The following is a 21,608-nucleotide window of genomic DNA, read 5'->3' as shown; positions in this document are numbered from 1 at the left end:
GGCCCGGAGGCACCGGCCGGCCGCTCAGTCCCGGTGCGCCGAGGGGGCCCACTGCTCGCCGAGCGGCACGGGCCCCTCGGTCCGGCTGGACGTGCCGCCGGGCGGGGCGGGCGGGTGGCGGGGCGGCTCGTCCAGCGCCCGTAGCACCGGCAGCGGCGCGGCGACCAGCGCCGCCACCAGCAGCGTCCCGGCCAGCACCAGGAAGGCCGGCCGCAGCCCGAGCCACTCCACCAGCGGCCCGGCGAGCAGGTAGCCCGCCGGGCCGGCGGCGTACGCGAAGGAGGTCATCACCCCCACCACCCGGCCCCGCAGCCGCTCCGGCGTGCGGGTCTGCATGGCGTAGTTGGCCAGCGGGTTGACCGGCCCGTAGGCGAGCCCGATCAGGGCGGCGAAGCCGAGCATGGCCGGGTACGGCGGCAGCGCGGCCAGGCCGACCAGGGCCGCGCCGGTGACCACCAGGGCGACCGCCATCAGGGTCCGCCGGCGGATCCGGCGGCCGGCCGCGCCGGAGGCGAGCGCCCCGACCACGGACCCGGCGCTCATCGCCATCAGGACCGCGCCGAGCCGGGCCGGTTCCCCCTGGGCGACGAACCACGCCGGCAGCAGCACCCCCTCGACCGGCAGGTAGAGCGCCACCAGGACCATGGTGATCAGCGCGATCGCCCGCAGCAGCGGGTCCCGCCAGACGAAGCGCAGCCCCTCGTTGGTGCCGCGCCACAGGCCGGCGGGCGGGCGTTCCGGGCGGCCGGCGCCGGGCAGGCGTACGGCGGCGATCAGCAGGACCGCCAGCGCGAAACCGACGGCGGTGACCCAGAGCGTCGGGCCGGGGCCGATCACGGCGATGAGCACGCCGCCGACGCCCGGGCCGATCAGGAAGGCGATGCCCCAGACCGCCTCGTGCACGCCGTTGGCCCGTTCGATCCGCCAGTGGGCGGCCTGCGCGGCGGCCGGCAGCAGCGTCTCCCGGGCGGTCAGCCCCGCCGGGTCGAAGATCGCGCCGAGCACGGCCAGCGCGACGATCCAGCCGAGGTTCAGGCCGAGCAGGGCGTCGACCACCGGGATCGCCGCGACGGAGACGGCGGAGAGCGCGTCGGAGACCAGCGCGGTACGCCGACGGCCGAGCAGGTCGACGACGGTGCCGGAGACGAGGCTGGACAGGAGCAGCGGCAGCGCGGTGGCCGCGGCGACCACTCCGGCGGCGGTGGCGCTGCCGGTGCGTTCCAGCACCAACCAGGGAAGGGCCACGGTGGCCACCCCGTTGCCGGTGCCGGAGAGGAGCGTGGCCGCCTCGACCAGGAGCAGTGGTGTGCGTCGGCGCGGCCGGGCGTCGGTCATCGTGATGATCAGCCTAGGCGAGCCGGCGTGGCTGGTCAGCCGTAGTAGCGACGCAACTCGCGGCTGAGCACCTTGCCGGTGGCGTTGCGCGGCAGGTACTTGACGAAGATGACGTCGCGGGGCACCGAGAAGCGGGCCAGGTAGTGCCGGACGTACTCGCGGACCGCCTCCGGGTCGAGCGTCTCGCCGGGGTGCAGGGCGAGGAACGCGGCGAGCCGCTGGCCGTACTCCGGGTCGGGTACGCCGATCACGGCGGCCTCGCGCACCTGCGGCAGCCGGGCGAGCAGGTCCTCCACCTCGGACGGGAAGACGTTCTCGCCACCCGAGACGATCATGTCGTCGGCCCGGCCGTCGACGAAGAGCAGGCCGTCGGCGTTGATCCGTCCGAGGTCGCCGGTGTCGAGCAGGCCGTCGCGGCGTTCCCGGCTGGCCCCCGAGGTGTAGCCCTCGAAGAGCATCTCGTTGCCGACGAAGATGCGGCCGACGCGGCCGTCGGGGACCGGTTCGCCAACCGGGTCGAGGATCGCCAGGCGGGTGCCGTGCGGCGGGCGGCCCGCCGTGGTGGGTGCGGCGCGCAGGTCGGCCGGGCCGGCGATGGAGGCCCAGGAGACCTCCGTGGAGCCGTAGAGGTTGTAGAGCACGTCGCCGTAGGCGTCCATGAACCTCGGAGCGAGGCCGCCGGGGAGCGCGGAACCGCTGACGGCGACGACCTTCAGCGGGGGCCGCGGGTCCGGCGGCGGCACCTCCAGCAGTCGCTGCAGCATGACGGGTACGGCGAAGAGCGCGTCGCAGCGCTGCTGCACGAGGGCGGCCAGCGTGGCGGCCGGGTCGAACCGGCGGTGCAGCACGATGGTGGCGCGCAGCGCGAAGGCCACCTGGAGGGCGGCGTACCCCCAGGTGTGGAAGAGCGGCGCGGCGATCATCATCCGGTCCCGGGCGTGCAGCGGGATGCGGTCGATGATGGAGACCAGCGGGCCGAAGCCGTTCGGGGTGGGACGGCGGGCGCCCTTCGGCGCGCCGGTGGTGCCGGAGGTGAGCACGATGATCCGGCCGTCGCGCTCCGGCGGGCGCAGCTCGCCGGGGAGGGCGCCGACGATCAGCTCCTCGCAGGCCCGCTCGTCGAGGCGGTGCACCTCGGCGGGGAGGCCGAGGACCCGGTCGGCGAACTCGGTGTCGTGCACCAGCACCCGCAGCGCCTGCTCGTCGGCCACGGTGGCGAGCTGCGCGGCGGAGAGGCCGGTGTTGACGAGCACCGCGTCCGCGCCCAGCAGGGTGGCGGCCACGATGCTCTCGATCAGCCCGTGGTGGTTGCGGCAGAGCACCCCGATCCGTTCACCGGCCTGCACGCCCAGCGCCGCCCGCAGGGACCGGGCCAACCGCTCCGCCCGGTCCAGCAGTTGGGCGTAGGTCAGCTCGGTGCCCTCGTCGTCGACGACGGCGGTCCGGCCGGGGTCGCGGGCGGTGGCCTGGCGCAGCTCGCCGGCGAGGCTCCATCCCCACGCGCGCAACGCGCCGAGTTGCGAGGCGACCCGGATCGGACGGCCGGGGGTGAGCAGGCCGCGCCGGGTGAGAGTGGCGACGATGAACGGCAGGTCCATGTCCCGGGCCTCCTTCCGTGGTGCGCGAAGGGCCCCCGAGCCGGGGGCCCTTCGGATGCGTCCCTCTCGATCATGCACCGGAAGTGGTACGGGGCGCAGCCGACGTTCGGCTGGTCCGGGGCGTGGACACTTCGGGGCGCCGGTGTCGGCACCCCGGGTGGGTCTCAGCGGATCTGGACGCCGGAGATCGCCCGGGAGATGACCAGACGCTGGATCTCGGAGGTGCCCTCGAAGATGGTGTAGATCTTGGCGTCCCGGTACCAGCGTTCCACCGGGTGGTCCCGGAGGAACCCGGCCCCGCCGAGCAGCTGCACGGCCTTCTCGGTGACGGAGACGGCCACCTCGCCGGCCTTCAACTTGGACATCGAGCCCTCGCCGGCGGTGAAGGGCCGGTCGTTGCGGCCCATCCAGGAGGCCCGCCAGACCAGCAGCCGGGCGGCGTCGATCTCGGTCTTCATGTCGGCCAGCGCGAAGGCGACGGCCTGGTTCTCGATGATCGGCCGTCCGAACTGGACCCGGTCCTTCGCGTAGTCCAGGGCGTACTCGAAGGCGGCACGGGCCACGCCCAGGGCCTGCGCGCCGACCGTCGGACGGCTCAGCTCGAAGGTGCGCATCGCCGCCTGGCCAGAGGCGCGCTGCCCGGAGCGGGCCCGGTCGAGCCGCTCCAGCAGTGCCTCCCGGCCGCCGAGCAGGCAGCGCCCGGGTACGCGTACGTCGTCGAGGAAGACGTCGGCGGTGTGTGACGCGCGCAGACCCAGCTTGCGCAGCTTGCGGGTCGCGGTCAGCCCGGCGGTCCCCGGCGGCACGACGAACGCGGCCTGCCCTCGCGAGCCCAGTTCCGGCTCGACGGAGGCGGTGACCACGTGCACCCCGGCGATCCCGCCGTTGGTGGCGTACGCCTTCTGCCCGCGCAGCACCCACTCGTCGGTGGCCTCGTCGTAGACCGCCCGGGTGCGCATCGCGCCGACGTCGGAGCCGGCCTCCGGCTCGCTGGTGCAGAAGGCGGCGACGGCGGGCTCGTCGACGGTGCCGAAGCACTGCGGCACCCATTCGACCATCTGGTCGGGGGTGCCGGCGCCGTAGATGGCGGCCACCGCGAGGGAGGTGCCGAAGATGCCCAGGCCGATGCCGGCGTCACCCCAGAAGAGTTCCTCGCTGGCGATCGGCAGGGAGAGGCCGGTGGGGTCGGCCCAGCAGGTGGCGAGAAACTCGAAGCCGTAGAGGCCGACCTTCGCCGCTTCCTGGATGATCGGCCAGGGGGTTTCCTCCCGGGCGTCCCACTCGGCCGCGGCCGGGCGCACGACCTCGGCGGCGAAGCCGTGCACCCAGTCGCGGAGATCCCGCTGTTCCTCGTTCAGGTCGAGCGAGAACTCGGCCACGTCAGGCCTTGGGGATGTCGAACAGGTTGGCGATGTTGGCGGCCAGGCCCAGGTCGCCCTTGGCCTTGAGCTTGCCGGTCATGAACATCATGACGGGGTTCGCGCCACCGGAGACGATCTTCAGGAACTCGACCGGGCCCATGGTGAGGCTGAGCTTCGGGTCGTGCTGCGGGGTCTCGTTGACCGTGCAGGCGCCGTCGGCGATGGCCACCTCGTAGGTGTCGGTGCCACCGTCGGGGCGGCCGGTGATGTTCCAGTGGATCACGGCGTTGGTGGAGCCGGCCCGGTCGGCGCGGAAGAGCTGCGGCATCCGGCCGAAGACCTCGCTGAGGATCTTGCCGCGCAGGTCGCCGGACATCACCTCGGCGATCTTGTCGTCGGGGGTGGACTTGACCAGCTGGGCGAACTCCTTCGGGCCGACGTTGGCGAAGTTGGCCGGATCGAAGTCAGTCATGGTGCGCACCTTCCGGGGGATTTGGCTACTCGTGCGTAACCTTACGCACGAGTAGGTATGCTCGCAAGAGTGTCCACCCCACCCACCTTCAAGCGCCTGCCCCGGGCCGTCCGGGAGCAGCAGATGCTCGACGCGGCGGTCAAGGTCTTCTCCCGGCGCGGCTTCCACGCGGCCAGCATGGACGAGATCGCCGAGGACGCCGGCATCTCCAAGCCGATGGTCTACGCGTACCTGGGGACGAAGGAGGAGCTCTTCGTCGCCTGCCTGCACCGCGAAGGCACCCGGATGATGCAGGCCATCGCCGGGGCGGCCGCCCCGGACCTGCCGGCCGACGAGCGGCTGTGGCGCGGGCTGCGGGCGTTCTTCGGCTTCGTCGGGGCGCACCGGGACGGCTGGGCGGTGCTCTACCGGCAGGCCCGGGGCGAGCAGCCCTTCGCCGGAGAGTTGGCCGCCATGCGCACCCGGCTGGTGGACGTGGTCGCCGGGATGCTCGACCACGCGCTGCGCGCCGAGGGGCGCGAGGTGGGCGAGACCGAGCTGGAGGTCGTCGCGTACGCCCTGGTGGGGGCGACCGAGTCGCTGGCGGACTGGCTCGCCGACCACCCGGATGCCGACCCGGAGAAGACGGCCACCCGGATGATGAACGTCGCCTGGCTCGGCGCCGGGCAACTCCTGCGCGGCACCACCTGGCGCCCGCCCGCCAGCTGAGCACGGGATTCTCGGCGGGACGGGCCGGCGGCGCAGGATCACCCCCGCTCGGCGGGCGCCACCACCCGGAGCGCGAGGCCGCCGCGACTGACCGAGGTCGGCGGGGCGGCACCGGGTCCGCTCAGTCCAGAGCGGCCCGCACCTGCGGCGGCACCTGGAGCAGATCCAGGCTGTTCCGCCACAGCGTCTCGAGCTGGGCCGGATCGTTGAGCAGCTTCGCGAGCAGCGCGCGTCCCTCGATCTGGGCGACCATGGACCGAGCGGCCTCGCGGGCGTCGACCGACGGCCCGGCCCGGCCCTGCTCCTTCGCCTCGACGACCACTTTTTCGATGAGGTCGATCTGGGCCTCGAAGATCTCCTGGAGCCGGCTGCGGATCTCCTCGGCCTGGTTGCTGAGCTCCAGCGCGAGGTTGCCGAAGAGGCAACCGGCCACTAGGCCGGCCTTGCGCTGCCCGGCGCGCTGCACCTCCTCGGTGGCCTCGAACAGGTCCCGCAGGCGCCGCAGCGGGTCGCGGTCGCTGCCGAGCAGCTCGACCCACCGCCGCCGCTGGCTCGCCCAGTGTTCGTCGATCACGGTGAGCGCGAGAGCCTGCTTGGACTCGAAGAAGTAGTAGAAGCTGCCCTTCGGCACACCCGCTGTGGTGCAGATCTCCGCCACGCCCAGCCCGGAATATCCGCGCTGCTCCAGCAGCGTTGCGGCGGCGTCGAGGATCTTGTTCCGCGCGTCACTGGTCCGGCCCATGGCTTGGACAATACACGACCGGTCGTCTAGCTTTTTTGTCGACCGGTCGTCTACTGGTCACCCCGGGGCTCCAGCCGACAGGGCTGCGGCCAGGCAGAAGGAGATCGTCGTGAGCACCAGTCAGGCACAGAAGGTCGCAGTGATCACCGGCGCGTCCCAGGGCATCGGCGCCGGCCTCGTGGCGGCGTACCGCAAGCTGGGGTACGCCGTCGTGGCGACCTCACGCTCGATCGCGGAGGCCAACGACCCGGAGATCGTCACCGTCCGGGGTGACATCGCCGACGCCGACACCGCGGAGCGGGTGGTCAGCGCGGCCCTTCAGCGCTTCGGCCGCATCGACACCCTGGTCAACAACGCGGGCGTCTTCCTCGCCAAGCCGTTCACCGACTACACCGACGAGGACTTCGACCAGGTCACCAGGATCAACCTCGCCGGATTCTTCCACCTCACCCGGCGGGCCCTGCCGCACCTGCTGGCTTCCGGCGCAGGCCACGTCGTCACCATCACGACCAGCCTCGCGGAGCAGCCCAACTCCAACGTCCCCTCGGCGCTCGCGTCGTTGACCAAGGGCGGCCTCAACTCCGCGACCAAGTCCCTGGCCATCGAGTACGCGAGCCGGGGAGTCCGGGTCAACGCCGTCGCACCGGGCGTCATCAAGACCCCGATGCACCCGGTCGAGACCCACGAGACGCTCGCCGGCCTGCACCCGGTCGGCCGGATGGGCGAGACCAGCGAGGTCGTCGACGCCGTCGTCTACCTCGAGTCCGCGCCCTTCGTCACCGGGGAGATCCTGCACGTCGACGGCGGCCAGAACGCCGGTCGCTGACCCACCGCCACCCGCTGAGAGGACCACGCGATGCCGATCGTCACCATCCAGATCACCCGGGAGGGCAGCACGCCCGGCGCCTCCGGGGCTACCGCTGAGGAGAAGGCCGCACTCATCAAGGGTGTGAGCGAACTGCTGCGCGACGTTCTGAACAAGCCGTTGACCTCGACCTTCGTGGTGATCGACGAGGTCGAGAAGGAGAACTGGGGGCGGGGCGGGCTCCCGGTCGACGAGTTCCGACGGCAGCAGGACACGCCCTCACCGGAGTAGTCGCCTGGGGCAGCGTGGGGAGCGCACCGGCATGGATCAACGGTCAGAGCCTGACCACGATCCGGACCGCGCCGGTGCGCACCCGCCACCCGGGCGGCGGCTCGCCACCACCTTCGCGACCCACGCCCTGCGCCCGACGGGGTGACGCCTGTGCCCGCGGGATCGGTGGTGGGTCACCGGCGGGCGGCGGCGCGGCGGCCGCGCAGCCAGCGGGTCGCCTCCAGCAGCAACGTGATCGCGACGGAGATGCCCACGGCGGCCAGCGCCCCCTTCAGCGGGTGGCGTTCGAAGGCCAGCCCGCCGAAGTAGCCGAGCAGCCCGCAGTAGGTCGCCCAGCTGACCGCGGCGATCGAATCGAAGAGCAGAAACGGCCGGCGCGGGTAGCGGACCGCGCCCATGGTGAGGGTGACCGCCGTCCGCCCGCCGGGGACGTACCGGGACGTGGTCAGGATCAGCCCGCCGCGGCGGTCCACCGCCCGGCGGGCCCATTCGGAACCGGCCCGCCGCCGGCTGCCCGCGGGAAGGCGGGCGACTCGTCGGGCCCCGCCGCTGCGCCCGATGGCGTACGAGATGTGGTCGCCGACGAGCGCGCCGAGCGCGGCCACCGCGATCACCGCCACCAGGTTGGGCCGCCCGCTGGTGGCGAGGACGGCGGCGGTGATCACGGCGGCCTCGCCGGGCACCGCCGGGAAGAACGCGTCGACCGCGGTGAGCCCGAAGAGCAGCAGGTACACCCAGGGCGAGGTGACCGTCTGCCGGAGCAGGTCGAGCACGGACTCCATGCCCCCATGCTCGTCGGGAGCGCGCCGGCCGGTGGCCGAGTCGCCGGATCACCCGCCGGGCCGCGTCCCGATCGTCCCGGGGCTCGCGAACCTTGCGGTGGCCGACGGGAACACCCCGGGTCCGGACCCGTGGATGACCGGCGGCCACCCGCCCCGGTGGGCGCTCAGCGGACGGTGCCCACCAGGTGCGGGCGACCGGTACGCGCGTCGTGCAGGGCGAAGTCCCACCCGGGGGTGGCGCTGAACGCCACCGTGCCGGGCAGCGGCACCGGCAGCTTGAACGCCACGTCCACGGTGTACGCGTCCGGCAGCCGGCTCTCCAGGGCAGCCAGGCAGCGGGCCTTGCTCCACATGCCGTGTGCGATCGGCCGGGGGAAGCCGAGGAGGCGGGCGCCCAGCCGGGTGGTGTGGATCGGGTTGTGGTCGCCGGAGACCCGCGCGTAGTCCGTGCCGACCCGGGGCTCGACCCGCCAGCGCCCGGTGGCGGGCGGGGGTGCGGGCCGGTCACCCCGGTCGCGCCGTTCGCCGCCGGGCGTGCGCTCCCTGCCCAGGTACGTCGAGACGCCGCGCCAGACCTCCTCCCCGCCGACCGAGCCGATGAGCACCACGTCGATCTGCCGGCCCCGGTCGTGCGGGCGCAGGTTCTCGGCGTACGTGCTGAAGTCGAGGGTCTCGTCGGCGGTGATCGGCCGGTGCACCGTGATCCGGTTGCCGACGTGCACCACACCCGTCAGCGGGATCGGGAAATCCGGCGTCGTCATCAGCAGCAGCGACAGTGGGAATCCCATGATGTGCGGGTACGTCGCGGGCAGCCGGTCGGCGAGCCGGAAGCCGCACACCCGGTCGTAGTCGGCGAGGTGCGCACGGTCGACGGTTGTCCCGGCCGCCGCCAGCTCCACCGCGGGCGGCGCGGCGGGTCGGCGGGACGGACCGATCCCGGGCAGCGCGCCGAGCAGCGCCCGACGGTAGAGCGCGCCCGACGCCGGCATCCGCGACAGCTCGACGAGCTCCCGGGCGGCCCGCTCGTCGGCCGACGCGGGGCGCGACAGGTCGTGCGTGGAGTAGGCGGACAGGTCGTGGGTCGCCTCGACGGCCAGGTCGTGCCCCGGCTCCGGGGCGCGGATGGCGGCCAGCTCCGCCGCCGACAGGACCTGCGTCGGCCCGTCGATCAGCTCGTGGACGGACAGCTCCTCGGTGGGACCGTCGGCGGGGTCCTTCCTCCTGGCCATCACGCCCCCAGCAGGCTCTGGCCGCAGACCCGGACGACGTTGCCGCTGAGGGCACCGGAGGCCGACCAGGCCAGCCAGCCGATGGTCTCGGCGACGTCCACCGGCAGGCCCCCCTGCGACATGCTGTTCATCCGGCGGCCCGCCTCGCGCAGCGCCAGCGGGACCCGCGCGGTCAGCCGGGTCTCGATGAAGCCGGGCGCCACCGCGTTGACGCTGATGTCGCGACCGCGCAACGCCGGTGCGAGCGACTCGACCAGCCCGATGACTCCCGCCTTGCTGGTGGCGTAGTTGGTCTGGCCCCGGTTGCCGGCGATGCCGGCGATCGAGGATACCGAGACGATCCGCCCGCCGGCCGGGATCAGCTCCCGCTCCAGCAGCACGTCGTTGATCCGTTCCTGGCTGGAGAGGTTGACGTCGAGCACCGAGTCCCAGCGGTCGGCGTCCATCCGGCCGAGGGTCTTGTCCCGGGTGATGCCGGCGTTGTGCACCACCACGTCGACCTTGCCGTGCCGGGCGGCGAGGTGCTCGGCGAGCCGGGTGGGGGCGTCCGGGGCGGTCAGGTCGAGCTGCACGGCGGTGCCGCCGATCTCGTTGGCGACGGCGGCCAGCTCGTCGCCGGCCGCCGGGATGTCCAGGGCGACGACCCGGGCGCCGTCCCGGGCGAGCACCTTCGTCAGGGCCGCACCGATGCCCCGGGCCGCCCCGGTGACGAGCACGACCTGGCCGTCCAGCGGGCGGTCCCAGTCGGCCGGCGGCTCCGCGCGGCCGGCGCCGACGCGGACCACCTGCCCCGAGACGTACGCGGACCGGCCGGACAGCAGGAAGCGGAGGGTCGCCTCCAGGCTGGTCAGGGTGCCGGCGTCACCGTCGGACGTGACGTACACCAGTTGGGCGGTGACGCCCCGGCCGAACTCCTTGCCGATGCTGCGGGTCAGCCCCTCCAGGGCGCGCTGGGCGGTGGCCTCGCGGGGCGAGCCGCACTCGGCCGGCGGGGTGCCCAGCACGACCACCCGGCCGCCGGGCAGCACCGAGCGGGCCTGCGGGTGGAAGAAGTCGTAGAGCTGGCGGAGCTGGGTGGAATCGGTGATCCCGGTGGCGTCGTAGACCAGGGCGCCGTACCGCTGGGGGGTGCCTTCGGTGGCGGTGGTGCCGGCCACGGGATCGAGCAGCTCGACCCCGGCGGCGGTCAGGATCTTGCCGACCGGCTCGGCGAGCCGGCCGCCGGTGGCCGCGCCGAGCAGCGCCGGCCCGGGCAGCAGCGGGTCGCCGGGGGTGTGCCGGCGCAGTCGAGGCGGGTCGGGCAGCCCGAGGCGCTTGACCAGCGCGCGGCCGGCCCCCGATTGGACGAAGCTCGCGTACCTGTCGGTCATAGGCGTAGCCTACTGGCCAGTAGGTTGTGGGCAAGCCCTGAAACGGAGGCGGGATCGTGCAGAGCATCCGGCGGGTCGCGGTCATCGGCGGCAACCGCATCCCCTTCGCCCGGTCCAACTCGCGGTACGCCAGCGCGTCCAACTCGGACATGCTCGGCGCGGCGCTGGACGGGCTGGTCGCCCGCCACGGGCTGGCCGGGCAGCGGGTCGGTGAGGTGGTCGCCGGGGCGGTGCTCAAGCACGCCAAGGACTTCAACCTCACCCGTGAGGTGGTGCTCGGCTCCCGGCTCGACCCGCACACCCCCGCGTACGACATCCAGCAGGCCTGCGGCACCGGCCTGGAGGCGGCCATCCTGGTCGCCAACAAGATCGCCCTCGGGCAGATCGACGTCGGCATCGCCGGTGGCGTCGACACCACCTCCGACGCGCCCCTGGCCGTCAACGAGGACATGCGGCGCACCCTGCTCAAGCTCAACAGCGCCCGCACCCTCGGCGAGCGACTGAAGATCGCCGCCAAGCTGCGCCCGTCGCAGCCGTTCCGGCCGGAGATCCCGCGCAACGCGGAGCCGCGGACCGGGCTGTCGATGGGAGAGCACGCCGCCCGCACCGCACTGCAGTGGCAGATCGACCGGCAGGCCCAGGACGAGTTGGCGCTGCGGTCGCACCAGCGGCTCGCCGCCGCGTACGACCGGGGTTTCTTCGACGACCTGATGACGCCCTACCTCGGACTGACCCGCGACCAGAACCTCCGCGCGGACACCAGCCTGGAGAAGCTCGGCTCGCTCAAGCCGGTCTTCGGCGCGAAGGGCCCGGACGCCGACCAGGCGACGATGACCGCCGGCAACTCCTCGCCGCTGACCGACGGCGCGTCCACCGTGCTGCTCGCCTCTGAGGAGTGGGCGCGCGAGCGCAGCATGCCCGTGCTCGCCTGGTTCACCTGGTCGGAGACGGCCGCCGTCGACTTCGTGCACGGCGACGAGGGGCTGCTGATGGCCCCCGCGTACGCGGTGCCCCGGATGCTCGCCCGGGCCGGGCTCACGTTGCAGGACTTCGACTACTACGAGATCCACGAGGCGTTCGCCTCGCAGGTGCTGGCCACCCTGGCCGCCTGGGAGTCGCCGGAGTTCTGCAAGGACCGGATCGGCCTGGACACCCCGCTCGGCTCCATCGACCGGGACCGGCTCAACGTGAACGGATCCTCGCTCGCCGCCGGCCACCCGTTCGCGGCCACCGGCGGCCGGATCGTGGCCACGCTGGCCAAGCTGCTTGCGGAAAAGGGCTCCGGGCGGGGCCTGATCTCCATCTGCGCCGCCGGCGGCCAGGGCGTGACGGCGATCCTGGAGCGCTGATCGCAGGCCGTGGCCGGCCGCCACGGCCTGCGGCTTCCACGCCGGGCTTGAGTCCCGTAGGAGAGCACCGGTGAACAACCCGCCGTCCGGCCTGAGCAACCTTGGCCGAAGCTCGCTACGTCCCCTGGTCATGAAACCGACGAGAGGCGCCGTGCGGTGAACCATGCCGACGAGGACGAGTACCGGCAGTTCGTCGCCGCCCGGCTGGACTCGCTGCGCCGGACGGCGTACCTGCTCTGCCGGGACTGGCACACCGCCGACGACCTGGTCTCCATCACCATCGGCAAGCTCTACCGGCACTGGCGCCGGGTGAAGGCCGCGGAGAACGTGGACGCGTACGTCCGCGCGGTGCTGACCCACGCCTGGCTGGACGAGCGCCGGCGCCCGTGGCGCCGGGAGCGCAGCACCGACGAGCTGCCCGACCAGGTCGACGTGGAGCTGCCCGAGCCGACCCTGATCGACCGGGAGGTGCTGCTGGATCTGCTCGGCCAGCTTCCGGCCCGTCGCCGCGCGGTGGTCGTCCTCCGCTTCTACTGCGACCTGTCCGTAGAGCAGACCGCCGCGATCCTGGGCGTCAGCACCGGCACCGTGAAGAGCCAGGCGGCCCGTGGCCTGGCGGCGCTGCGGCTGCTGATGGCCTCTCCGGTATCGACGACCCGGGGGGAGCTGTCATGACGTACCAGCAGGTGTTCGACGAGGCAATCGGCGACGTGCCGGTCTCGACCGTCGACGTGGAACGGGTGATCGGGCGGCAGCGCCGCGCCCGGCGGCTCCGCTTCGGCACGGCGGGTGCGGCGGTCGTCGCGGCCGTGCTCGCGGTGGCACTCGGCACCAACGCCCTGGTGGCGCCGCACGCGAAGGCACCCATCACCGACGTGTCCCCGGCGCCGACCACCATCCCGGGTATGCCCGAGGACCTGGACCGCATCGACGCGGCCGTCGTCGCGGCCCTGATCCGTACCGAACCGCGCCTGGTCTGGTCGGCCGACGGGGTCGACTCCGGTACGACCCCGAACTGGCAGTCCGAGGCCGGCGGCGCGGTGGCGAACGCCGCTCCCGACGCGGGGTACCGAGGTCACGGCAGCATCCGGGTCGGTGCCGGTGAGGTAAGGGTCTCGGTGTGGATCGAGCGGGACGGCGCCGTGATGTGGGAAAGGCTCAGCGGGTGTAGCGGCAAGTCCGCCCCGCACTGCACCGAACGGACGGGCCCGCGCGGCGAGCAGATCACGATCTCACAGAAGGCATACGAGGGCGAGAAGGTGCCGGAGCGGCTGAAGGGCAAGGCGCACAGCAGCGGCGAGAGCATGCGTGTGCGAGCCATCCGGCCGGACGGCTCGTTCATCGAGGTCGGGGCCCACACGGCCGACGGGAAGCCACGGCTTCCGGTCACGGCGGACCAGATGGTCGCAGTCGCGGTGGACGGGGCGGTCACCCTCGCCCCGCTGCCCTCCGCGTCCCCGGCACCGAGCTCGACAGTGACCACGATCGCCGGCACCGACGAGGACGGTGAACGGCTCGGCAACGCCCTGACGGCGGCGCTGAAGCGGCAGGCGGCCGGCTTCACCTGGGTGACCAAGTGGGGTGGGTCGGTGAGTCCCGAACCGGTCTGGATGGACAAGGGACACGTCAATGTCGACGTGCCCTACCTCGGTTACGCCAACTTCCAAATCGGGGATCGCGGCGGCCAGATCTCCCTTGGACTGGTGCGCGACGGCCGAACAGCCTGGGAGTACGCGTCGCCCTGCCCCACCGCCGGCCTGGCCGCTCGGAACTGCACCCTCAGCGAGGGCCCGACCGGAGAGAAGATCCGCGCCCGTCACCTGGTTGCCGACTTCGGCAAGCCCGGCACCCTGCACCGGCCGGCGCTCAGCTCGCTCCGGCAGATAGCGGTGCTGCGTCCGGACGGCACGTACCTGTTCCTGGCCGTATCGGGTGGCGAGACCGTGCTGTCCATGGCGCAGCTGACGGACGTGGCTCGTGACCCGGCGCTCGCCATCGCACCTCCGCCGCCACCCGGCACGAAGGCGTCCCGAGGCTCCGGGCCTCCGTCCGACTTCGACATGGGCGTGGGGGCAACGGCCGCCGCCGCCGCGCTGGACGACGTAGCGGCGGACGGGACGATCTTCCTCAGGCTGTTCAAAGGCCCGGGCGGCGGACCGACCGGGAACGGCCTGATGTCCTTCTCCTTTTTTGTAGAGCGGGACGGGATGGCCGGCGACGGCGAGATCCTCGTCCAGCGGCGGGTGAGCGCCACCCTCAGCTGCGCGACTGTTCGCACCCAGCCGGCGGAAGATCACCCCCGGCACCAACACGCCGGCGAGTGCGCCGAGTCGACCCGTCCGGACGGCAATCGAGTGATCACCGTCGTCTCGCGGTCGTCCGGCATGGTGACCTACACCGCGTTCGTACAGCGGCCCGACCGGGGCACGGTCGAGGTGGTCCTCGACAACCGGCCGAACACCGGCGCCGCCACCGACATGCCGGGGGGCGGGCAGATGGCTGACATCCGGCCGAAGAACACGAAGGGCGGGGCTGCTCCGCCGCTGACGCTGGAACAGGTCGTGGAGTTGGCTACGCATCCCGACCTGGTGAACCTGCTGCCGTGAAGCCTCGGGGCCGGGATGCACGAGTCCCGGCCCCCGGAGCGGTGTTGCTGGACCGTGCACGTCGTCCCGGAGGTGTGACGTCGCCCGGCCCGAGCCATGCCGCTGGGGCTACGGCCAGCGGGTACGGGAGAATGCGTACGTGACGACGATCCCCAACGTGCTCGCCAACCGTTACGCCTCGCCCGAGCTGGTCGCCCTCTGGTCGCCGGAGGAGAAGGTCCGGATGGAACGGCGGCTCTGGCTCGCCGTGCTCCGGGCGCAGCGCGACCTGGGCGTGGCCGTCCCGGACGGCGTGGTCGAGGCGTACGAGCGGGTGCTGGACCAGGTCGACCTGGCCTCGATCGCGGAGCGGGAGCGGGTCACCCGGCACGACGTGAAGGCCCGGATCGAGGAGTTCAGCGCGCTCGCCGGGCACGAGCACGTGCACAAGGGGATGACCTCCCGGGACCTCACCGAGAACGTCGAGCAGCTCCAGGTGCGCCGCTCGCTGGAGCTGATCCGGGACCGGGTGGTCACCACGCTGGCCCGGCTGTCCCGGCTCGCCGTCGAGCACTCCGACCTGGTGATGACCGGCCGCTCGCACAACGTCGCGGCGCAGGCCACCACGCTGGGCAAGCGCTTCGCGTCGGCCGCCGAGGAGCTGCTCATCGCGTACGAGCGGCTGGACGACCTGATCAACTGGTACCCGCTGCGCGGCATCAAGGGCCCGGTCGGCACCGCCGCCGACCAGCTCGACCTCTTCGACGGCGACGCCGACAAGGTGGCCGAGCTGGAGCGCCGGGTGGCCGGGCACCTCGGCTTCAGCCGGGTGCTGGACAGCGTCGGACAGGTCTACCCGCGCTCGATCGACGTGGCGGTGCTCGCCGCGCTGTCCCAGGTGGCGGCCGCGCCGTCGTCGCTGGCCACCACGATCCGGCTGATGGTCGGCCAGGAGCTGGCCACCGAGGGCTTCAAGCCGGGCCAGGTCGGCTCCAGCGCCATGCCGCACAAGATGAACACCCGGTCCAGCGAGCGGGTGAACGGCTTCGCGGTGATCATCCGGGGTTACCTGTCGATGGTCGGCGAGCTGGCCGGCGACCAGTGGAACGAGGGAGACGTCTCCTGCTCGGTGGTCCGCCGGGTCGCCCTGCCGGACGCGTTCTTCGCCGCCGACGGGCTGTTCCAGACCTTCCTCACCGTGCTGGACGAGTTCGGGGCGTACCCGGCGGTGGTCAACCGCGAGCTGGAGCGCTTCCTGCCCTTCCTGGCCACCACGAAGATCCTGGTGGCGGCGGTCAGGCGGGGCGTGGGCCGGGAGGTCGCCCACGAGGTGATCAAGGAGCACGCGGTCGCCGTCGCCCTCGCCATGCGCGAGAAGGGCGCCCCCGAGAACGACCTCTTCGACCGGCTGGCGGCGGACGAGCGGCTCGGCCTCACCCGTGCCGACATCGACACCCTGGTCGCCGACCGCACCGCCTTCGTCGGCGCCGCCCCCGCCCAGGTCCAGGCCGTCGCCCGGCGGGTGGCCGCCGTGGTCGACGCCCACCCCGAAGCCGCGGCCTACACCCCACCCCCCATCCTCTGACCCACCCCACCACCGACCCCCGCACCTGCCCTGGTTGATCAAGAAGTTTGCGTCCGAAACGGAGATCGAAGAGGACGAAAACTCCCTGAGCAACCGGGCTCGGGCGCGGCGTGGCTCGGGCGCGGCGTGGCTCGGGCCGGGTGCGGACGGGTGGGGTCAGGAGTCGCGGGTGGGGGTTTCCGCGGCGGAGCGGAGGTTGGGGGCGCTCGCGGGTTCGGCGATGCCACCGGGGGAGTCCGCGAAGGCCGGATCGTGGGCGGTTTCCGCGGCGACCAGCGGCTGGTCGGGAGGCATGACGTCGGGAGCCTTGGGTACCACGATCACCGCCGTGCCGTACGCGCAGATCTCCATCCACATCTCGCCGCAGTCCCGGCTGTCGAAGCGCATGCCGATCACGGCGTTCGCGCCGAGCCGCAGGGCCTCCTCGCCGAGCCGGGCGACCGAGTCGGTACGCCACCGCGTGAGGTTGTCCGGGGCCATCGGGTCGTACGCGCCACCGCGCAGGTTCTTCACCCCTTCGCGGTAGGGGTTCCGCGTCCGCGCCATCGACGACACCACTTCGCCGAGGATCTGGCGGATCTCGTAGCCGGGCAGTTGATCCGTCGTCACGACCAGCACGCATCTGATGCTGTCAGGGGACGGCCGGGCGGTTAGCGAGGGTTGTTCACCTGATCGGATGCTGCAAAACAGCGCGGCGCGGACGACCGGCGCGGGGCCGACCATCCGCGCCGCCCGCGGCGCTAACCGTCAGACACCGGCCACCGACGTGATCCAGGCCCGGTTGTACGCGACGCTGCCGTAGTTCTGGATGCTGTAGCCGTCGGCGGTGGAGGCGACGCCGACCTGCGCCCCGTTGTAGAACTCCGGACCGCCCGAGTCGCCGCGCCACGCGTTGCCGCTGATCTCCGTGCTCCGGATCGCCTGCCCGCCGTACGCGTCGGTGTAGCTGGTGCTGGTCACCCGGACGGTCGCGGTCTTGAGCTGGCTGGAGGCGGAGCAGCCGCTGTAGCAGGTCTGGCCCCAGCCGTAGATCGTGTTGGTGGAGTTGATCGGCGGGTTGCTGTTGGCCAGCGTGACGTACGAGGTGCTCACCGAGCTGGACAGGCGCATCAGGGCCAGGTCGTAGCGGCTGTAGGTGGCGCTGACGGTCCGGGTGACGCCGCCGGAGGAGCGGTAGACGCTCCCGACCCGGACCGACATCGTGCCGTTGAGGCAGTGCCGCGCGGTGAGCACCCACTGCGGCGCGATGATCGTCCCGGAGCAGGTGAACGAGCCGTTGCTGAACACCGCGGCGGCCCACGGGGCGGACGAGACGGTGGTGCCGCCGATGATGAACTGCGGGCCGGCGGGGGCGGCGACGGCGCCGGAGCTGGCGCCGAGCACGCCGGCCACCGCGGTGGCGAGGACCGCGATCAGGGATCGGATGCGCATGTGGAGCTCCTTCGCAGGGGTCGTGCCCGGGTTCGCCGGGCCGAGCTGCCGGCCGGCGGGCGGGGGTGGCCCGACGAACGGGACGTCAAATCGACGTTCGACGATGTACGGTAGGGCCCTGAGATGTGGTTCACAAGAGTTTCATCGAAATACCTCAATCGATGGGAGGCGTCGCCCGGCAGGTGCCCGGAACGGTGCGAAACGGGTGGGACGGCAACGGATCCGCATCGGGATCGCAACGAAGCCGTATCGGTCTCCCGGCCCCCGCGCCGGTTACGTCGATCACTGCCTGAACTGCGTCCGGCCGGTGCGTCCGGGGCGGTATCTGCCAGGTAGGCTGGCTGCGCTCGCCCGTTGTGGGTCGGCACCCAACTGCGTACACAGTCAGGAGTGCCCAGTGCCTCGCGTCGTCGTCGACGTCATGCTCAAGCCCGAGATCCTCGATCCGCAGGGCCAGGCCGTCGCAAACGCGCTGCCCCGGCTCGGCGTCAGCGACGTCGCCTCGGTCCGGATCGGCAGGCGGATCGAGATCGAGTTCACCGGTGAACCGGACCTGGGCCGCGCCCGGGAGATCGCCGACAAACTGCTCGCCAACCCGGTCATCGAGGACTTCACCGTCCGCCTGGTCGAGGCCGACGAGACCGCGGACGCCCGCTCGTGACCGCCCGGGTCGGTGTGGTCACCTTCCCCGGCTCGCTCGACGACGGGGACGCGGCCCGGGCCGTCCGGATCGCCGGTGCCGAGCCGGTCCGCCTCTGGCACGGTGACGCCGCGCTGCACGGCGTGGACGCGGTCGTCCTCCCGGGCGGCTTCTCCTACGGCGACTACCTGCGCTGCGGCGCCATCGCCCGGTTCGCCCCGGTGATGGAGACGATCGTGGACGCGGCCCGGGGCGGCCTGCCGGTGCTCGGCATCTGCAACGGCTTCCAGATCCTCTGCGAGGCCCACCTGCTGCCCGGGGCGCTCACCCGCAACCAGCACCTGCACTTCCGCAACCGGGACCAGATCCTGCGCATCGAGTCGGCCGGCACCGCGTGGACCAACGCGTTCCAGCCCGGCCAGGAGGTGCTGATCCCCGTCAAGAACGGCGAGGGTTGCTACGTCGCCGACACCGCGACGCTGGACCAGCTCGAAGCCGAGGGCCGGGTCGTCGCCCGGTACGTCGGCGGCAACCCGAACGGGTCGCAGCGCGACATCGCCGCGATCACCAGTTCCGCCGGCAACGTGGTCGGCATCATGCCGCATCCCGAGCACGCGGTGGAGGCGCTCACCGGCCCCTCCCTGGACGGTCTCGGCTTCTTCACCTCGGTGCTGAAGCACCTGGTGGGGGCGCCGGCGTGACCGTGCGCGGCGGCATCATCGGTCGGCTCACCCGCCCGCTGGGCGGCCTTGAGCGCAGCGAGGAGAGGTCATGACCACCCACCCGGACGAGGTACGGGAGACCCCGGAGGCCTTCCCGGCCGCCCCGGCGCAGCCGGTGGAGCCGCGTCCGGCCGCCGTCGGGCCGCAGGCCGCGCCGGCCCGGCACGCCGAGCCGGCGAACGCCGACTGGTCCAACGGCGTGGACACCGTGCCGCGCGCCGGTGCCACCCCCGGTGAGCTGCAGCCGTACGCCGAGCTCGGGCTCCGCGACGACGAGTACGACCGGATCCGGCAGGTCCTCGGCCGACGGCCCACCCAGGCCGAGCTGGCGATGTACTCGATCATGTGGAGCGAGCACTGCTCCTACAAGTCGAGCAAGGTGCACCTGCGCCAGTTCGGCGAGAAGGCCCCGCCGAGCGACCGGCTGCTCGCCGGCATCGGCGAGAACGCCGGCGTGGTCCGGATCTCCGACGAGCTGGCGGTGACCTTCAAGGTCGAGTCGCACAACCACCCGAGCTTCGTCGAGCCGTACCAGGGCGCGGCGACCGGCGTCGGCGGCATCGTCCGGGACATCCTGGCCATGGGTGCCCGCCCGGTCGCGGTGATGGACCCGCTGCGCTTCGGCGCGGCCGACCACCCCGACACCGCCCGGGTGCTGCCCGGCGTGGTCGCCGGCGTGGGCGGTTACGGCAACTGCCTCGGCCTGCCCAACATCGGCGGCGAGGTCGTCTTCGACCCCTGCTACCAGGGCAACCCGCTGGTCAACGCGCTCTGCCTCGGCGTGCTGCCGGTCGACCGGCTGCAGAAGAAGGAGGCCACCGGCCCCGGCAACATCGTGGTGCTGATGGGCGCCAGGACCGGCCGGGACGGCATCGGCGGCGTGTCGGTGCTGGCCAGCGCCACCTTCGACGAGGGCAGCGAGCAGCGCCGCCCGTCCGTGCAGGTCGGCGACCCGTTCATGGAGAAGCTGCTGATCGAGGCCTGCCTGGAGCTGTACGACGCCGAGCTGGTCGTCGGTATCCAGGACCTCGGCGGCGCGGGCCTGACCTGCGCCCTCACCGAGACCGCCGCCTCCGCCGGCACCGGCATGCGGGTGTGGCTGGAGCGGGTCCCGCTGCGCGAGCCCTCGATGGAGCCGCACGAGATCCTGGCCAGCGAGTCCCAGGAGCGGATGCTGCTGGTCGTCGCCCCGGACAAGCTGGAGGCGGTGCTCAAGACCGCCGAGAAGTGGGGCGTCTGGGCCACCGCGATCGGTGAGGTCACCGGATCGTCCGCCGACGGGCAGCCGGGCCGGCTGCTGGTCACCTGGAACGACCACCTGGTGGTCGACGTGCCGCCGGGCTCGCTGGTCGACGACGGTCCGGTCTACGCCCGCCCGATGCGCGAGCCGGCCGACCTGATCCTGCTCCAGGCCGACCGGGCCGAGACGCTGCCCCGGCCGACCGACCCGGAGGCGCTGCGGGAGACCGTGCTGCGCATGATCGCGTCGCCGAACCTGGCCGACAAGACCTGGGTCACCGAGCAGTACGACCGGTACGTGCTGGGCAACACCGTGCTCGCCCAGCCGGAGGACTCCGGCGTGATCCGGATCGACGAGAAGAGCGGCCTCGGTGTCGCCCTCTCCGTCGACGGCAACGGCCGGTACGCCCGCCTCGACCCGTACAACGGGGCGAAGCTGGCGCTGGCCGAGGCGTACCGCAACGTGGCGGTGACCGGCGCGAAGCCGATCGCCGTGACCGACTGCCTCAACTTCGGCTCGCCTGAGGACCCGGGCGTGATGTGGCAGTTCGCCGAGGCCGTGCGCGGCCTGGCGGACGGCTGCCTGGAGCTGGGCATCCCGGTGACCGGCGGCAACGTCAGCTTCTACAACCAGACCGGTGCCGCCGCGATCCACCCGACCCCCGTGGTCGGCGTGCTGGGCGTGCTGGACAACGTGGCCGACCGGGTGCCGATGGGCTTCGTGCCGCGTGCCGGCGGGGATCACGACCAGCTCTTCCTGCTCGGCGAGACGCACGTGGAGCTCTCCGGCTCGGAGTGGGCCTGGGTGACCCACGAGCACCTCGGTGGCGTACCCCCGCAGGTCGACCTGGCCGGCGAGCGGCAGTTGGCCGAGCTGGTGGCGGAGGCCGCCCGGGTCGGGCACCTCAGCTCCGCGCACGACCTCTCCGACGGCGGTCTCGCGCAGAGCCTGGTCGAGTCCTGCCTGCGTCGCGGGGTCGGCGCCCGGATCGCGGTGCCGGAGCGGTTCGACGGTGGCTCGATGCCGTTCGTCTACCTGTTCAGCGAGTCCGCCGGGCGGGCCCTGGTCTCGGTGCCGCGCGGCCACGAGAAGGCCTTCACGGCGCTCTGCGCCGAGCGCGGGGTGCCGTTCGAGCTGATCGGGGTCACCGACCCCGCCGGCGGCGCCCTGGAGGTGCACGGCCAGTTCCGCATCGGCCTGGACGAGCTGCGGGTCGCGCACACCGCGACGCTGCCGCGCCTCTTCGGGGGCTCGGAGGTCGTCGAGGTGCCCGCGCCGGCGACCGGTGTGGCCGGCGCGGTCGAGGCCGTCCCGCTGCCCGCCGCCGAGGGGGTCGAGGTGACGCCGGTGGACCCGGCGGCCG

The 21,608-nt window shown here is 72.8% G+C and carries 20 protein-coding genes; 10 read left to right on the top strand and 10 right to left on the bottom strand.

Annotated features, from left to right (window positions below):
* Positions 1-24: 24 nt before the first annotated feature.
* The 4 genes from NCC78_RS08135 to NCC78_RS08120 all read right to left on the bottom strand — a co-directional run bounded on the left by NCC78_RS08135 (position 25) and on the right by NCC78_RS08120 (position 4,766).
* Positions 25-1,335: an MFS transporter gene (locus NCC78_RS08135; RefSeq protein WP_250792987.1), complete on the bottom strand. Its 1,311-nt coding sequence runs from the start codon at positions 1,333-1,335 to the stop codon at positions 25-27.
* 35 nt (positions 1,336-1,370) lie between these two features.
* On the bottom strand, positions 1,371-2,933 hold the full coding sequence (locus NCC78_RS08130) for an AMP-binding protein (RefSeq protein WP_250792985.1): 1,563 nt from the start codon (positions 2,931-2,933) through the stop codon (positions 1,371-1,373).
* Positions 2,934-3,097: 164 nt separating this feature from the next.
* The gene (locus tag NCC78_RS08125) at positions 3,098-4,312 is read right to left on the bottom strand and encodes an acyl-CoA dehydrogenase family protein (RefSeq protein ID WP_250792984.1); all 1,215 of its coding nucleotides are present in this window, start codon (positions 4,310-4,312) and stop codon (positions 3,098-3,100) included.
* 1 nt (position 4,313) lies between these two features.
* A complete protein-coding gene (locus NCC78_RS08120) occupies positions 4,314-4,766 on the bottom strand; it encodes an SCP2 sterol-binding domain-containing protein (RefSeq protein WP_091293767.1) in 453 nt (150 codons plus the stop codon).
* 69 nt (positions 4,767-4,835) lie between these two features.
* Here NCC78_RS08120 and NCC78_RS08115 point away from each other — a divergent pair, with 69 nt between their 5' ends.
* The gene (locus NCC78_RS08115; RefSeq protein ID WP_250792983.1) at positions 4,836-5,474 is read left to right on the top strand and encodes a TetR/AcrR family transcriptional regulator; all 639 of its coding nucleotides are present in this window, start codon (positions 4,836-4,838) and stop codon (positions 5,472-5,474) included.
* 121 nt (positions 5,475-5,595) lie between these two features.
* On the opposite strand, the gene NCC78_RS08110 is transcribed toward NCC78_RS08115, so the two are convergent.
* Positions 5,596-6,216, bottom strand: a complete 621-nt coding sequence (locus tag NCC78_RS08110) for a TetR family transcriptional regulator C-terminal domain-containing protein (RefSeq protein WP_250792981.1) — start codon at positions 6,214-6,216, stop codon at positions 5,596-5,598.
* Between the two features lie 109 nt (positions 6,217-6,325).
* On the opposite strand from NCC78_RS08110, the gene NCC78_RS08105 reads away from it, so the two are divergent.
* Together NCC78_RS08105 and NCC78_RS08100 are read left to right on the top strand one after the other, a co-directional pair.
* Positions 6,326-7,042: an SDR family NAD(P)-dependent oxidoreductase gene (locus tag NCC78_RS08105; RefSeq protein WP_250792980.1), complete on the top strand. Its 717-nt coding sequence runs from the start codon at positions 6,326-6,328 to the stop codon at positions 7,040-7,042.
* Positions 7,043-7,072: 30 nt separating this feature from the next.
* Entirely contained in the window at positions 7,073-7,312 is a 240-nt protein-coding gene (locus tag NCC78_RS08100; RefSeq protein WP_250792979.1) for a tautomerase family protein, read from the top strand.
* 173 nt (positions 7,313-7,485) lie between these two features.
* Here the strand turns inward: NCC78_RS08100 and NCC78_RS08095 are convergent, their stop codons facing one another.
* The 3 genes from NCC78_RS08095 to NCC78_RS08085 form a co-directional block, all read right to left on the bottom strand.
* Positions 7,486-8,094, bottom strand: coding sequence for a DedA family protein (locus tag NCC78_RS08095; RefSeq protein ID WP_250792977.1), 609 nt, complete (start codon positions 8,092-8,094; stop codon positions 7,486-7,488).
* A 164-nt stretch (positions 8,095-8,258) separates the two neighbouring features.
* The gene (locus tag NCC78_RS08090) at positions 8,259-9,323 is read right to left on the bottom strand and encodes a MaoC/PaaZ C-terminal domain-containing protein (protein WP_372495090.1); all 1,065 of its coding nucleotides are present in this window, start codon (positions 9,321-9,323) and stop codon (positions 8,259-8,261) included.
* Complete coding sequence (locus NCC78_RS08085) at positions 9,323-10,693, bottom strand: 3-oxoacyl-ACP reductase (protein WP_250792976.1); 1,371 nt, start codon at positions 10,691-10,693, stop codon at positions 9,323-9,325. The genes NCC78_RS08090 and NCC78_RS08085 overlap by 1 nt, the downstream gene beginning before the upstream one ends.
* Before the next feature lie 56 nt (positions 10,694-10,749).
* Here NCC78_RS08085 and NCC78_RS08080 point away from each other — a divergent pair, with 56 nt between their 5' ends.
* The 4 genes from NCC78_RS08080 (at position 10,750) to purB (ending at position 16,212) form a co-directional block, all read left to right on the top strand.
* Positions 10,750-12,042: an acetyl-CoA C-acetyltransferase gene (locus NCC78_RS08080; protein WP_250792975.1), complete on the top strand. Its 1,293-nt coding sequence runs from the start codon at positions 10,750-10,752 to the stop codon at positions 12,040-12,042.
* Between the two features lie 156 nt (positions 12,043-12,198).
* Positions 12,199-12,717 (top strand): SigE family RNA polymerase sigma factor, encoded by a 519-nt coding sequence (locus NCC78_RS08075; RefSeq protein WP_250792974.1) that lies wholly within the window; start codon positions 12,199-12,201, stop codon positions 12,715-12,717.
* Positions 12,714-14,648 (top strand): hypothetical protein, encoded by a 1,935-nt coding sequence (locus NCC78_RS08070; RefSeq protein WP_250792973.1) that lies wholly within the window; start codon positions 12,714-12,716, stop codon positions 14,646-14,648. The genes NCC78_RS08075 and NCC78_RS08070 overlap by 4 nt, the downstream gene beginning before the upstream one ends.
* 139 nt (positions 14,649-14,787) lie before the next feature.
* Positions 14,788-16,212, top strand: coding sequence for an adenylosuccinate lyase (gene purB, locus NCC78_RS08065; RefSeq protein ID WP_250792970.1), 1,425 nt, complete (start codon positions 14,788-14,790; stop codon positions 16,210-16,212).
* 156 nt (positions 16,213-16,368) lie between these two features.
* Here the strand turns inward: purB and NCC78_RS08060 are convergent, their stop codons facing one another.
* The gene (locus NCC78_RS08060; protein WP_250792968.1) at positions 16,369-16,935 is read right to left on the bottom strand and encodes a YbjQ family protein; all 567 of its coding nucleotides are present in this window, start codon (positions 16,933-16,935) and stop codon (positions 16,369-16,371) included.
* Positions 16,936-16,959: 24 nt separating this feature from the next.
* Positions 16,960-17,643 (bottom strand): S1 family peptidase, encoded by a 684-nt coding sequence (locus NCC78_RS08055; protein ID WP_250792967.1) that lies wholly within the window; start codon positions 17,641-17,643, stop codon positions 16,960-16,962.
* 397 nt (positions 17,644-18,040) lie between these two features.
* Between NCC78_RS08055 and purS the strand changes: the two genes are divergently transcribed.
* From purS to purL, 3 genes are all read left to right on the top strand, one after another.
* Entirely contained in the window at positions 18,041-18,304 is a 264-nt protein-coding gene (gene purS / locus NCC78_RS08050) for a phosphoribosylformylglycinamidine synthase subunit PurS (protein ID WP_250792966.1), read from the top strand.
* Positions 18,301-18,984 carry a phosphoribosylformylglycinamidine synthase subunit PurQ gene (gene purQ / locus NCC78_RS08045; protein WP_250792965.1) on the top strand — a complete coding sequence of 228 codons (684 nt, stop codon included), beginning with the start codon at positions 18,301-18,303 and terminating at the stop codon, positions 18,982-18,984. Before purS ends, purQ begins: the two co-directional genes overlap by 4 nt.
* A 70-nt stretch (positions 18,985-19,054) precedes the next feature.
* Positions 19,055-21,608 (top strand): phosphoribosylformylglycinamidine synthase subunit PurL (purL, locus tag NCC78_RS08040; protein ID WP_250792963.1); only part of this gene is annotated, 2,554 nt, incomplete at its 3' end.

The sequence above is a fragment of the Micromonospora phytophila genome, assembly GCF_023656545.1.
Taxonomy (GTDB): Bacteria; Actinomycetota; Actinomycetes; order Mycobacteriales; family Micromonosporaceae; genus Micromonospora; species Micromonospora phytophila.
The sequence above is the reverse complement of the archived record's forward strand: the minus strand, read 5'-3'. Positions and strand labels throughout refer to the sequence as shown.

What these genes read in the sequence shown, in the direction of transcription:
- NCC78_RS08055 (WP_250792967.1), bottom strand. Translation starts at nt 17,643, where the DNA reads ATGCGCATCCGATCCCTGATCGCGGTCCTCGCCACCGCGGTGGCCGGC.
- NCC78_RS08070 (WP_250792973.1), top strand. Translation starts at nt 12,714, where the DNA reads ATGACGTACCAGCAGGTGTTCGACGAGGCAATCGGCGACGTGCCGGTC.
- NCC78_RS08060 (WP_250792968.1), bottom strand. Translation starts at nt 16,935, where the DNA reads ATGGTCGGCCCCGCGCCGGTCGTCCGCGCCGCGCTGTTTTGCAGCATC.
- NCC78_RS08085 (WP_250792976.1), bottom strand. Translation starts at nt 10,693, where the DNA reads ATGACCGACAGGTACGCGAGCTTCGTCCAATCGGGGGCCGGCCGCGCG.
- NCC78_RS08110 (WP_250792981.1), bottom strand. Translation starts at nt 6,216, where the DNA reads ATGGGCCGGACCAGTGACGCGCGGAACAAGATCCTCGACGCCGCCGCA.
- NCC78_RS08120 (WP_091293767.1), bottom strand. Translation starts at nt 4,766, where the DNA reads ATGACTGACTTCGATCCGGCCAACTTCGCCAACGTCGGCCCGAAGGAG.
- NCC78_RS08130 (WP_250792985.1), bottom strand. Translation starts at nt 2,933, where the DNA reads ATGGACCTGCCGTTCATCGTCGCCACTCTCACCCGGCGCGGCCTGCTC.
- NCC78_RS08100 (WP_250792979.1), top strand. Translation starts at nt 7,073, where the DNA reads ATGCCGATCGTCACCATCCAGATCACCCGGGAGGGCAGCACGCCCGGC.
- NCC78_RS08135 (WP_250792987.1), bottom strand. Translation starts at nt 1,335, where the DNA reads ATGACCGACGCCCGGCCGCGCCGACGCACACCACTGCTCCTGGTCGAG.
- NCC78_RS08095 (WP_250792977.1), bottom strand. Translation starts at nt 8,094, where the DNA reads ATGGAGTCCGTGCTCGACCTGCTCCGGCAGACGGTCACCTCGCCCTGG.
- NCC78_RS08090 (WP_372495090.1), bottom strand. Translation starts at nt 9,323, where the DNA reads ATGGCCAGGAGGAAGGACCCCGCCGACGGTCCCACCGAGGAGCTGTCC.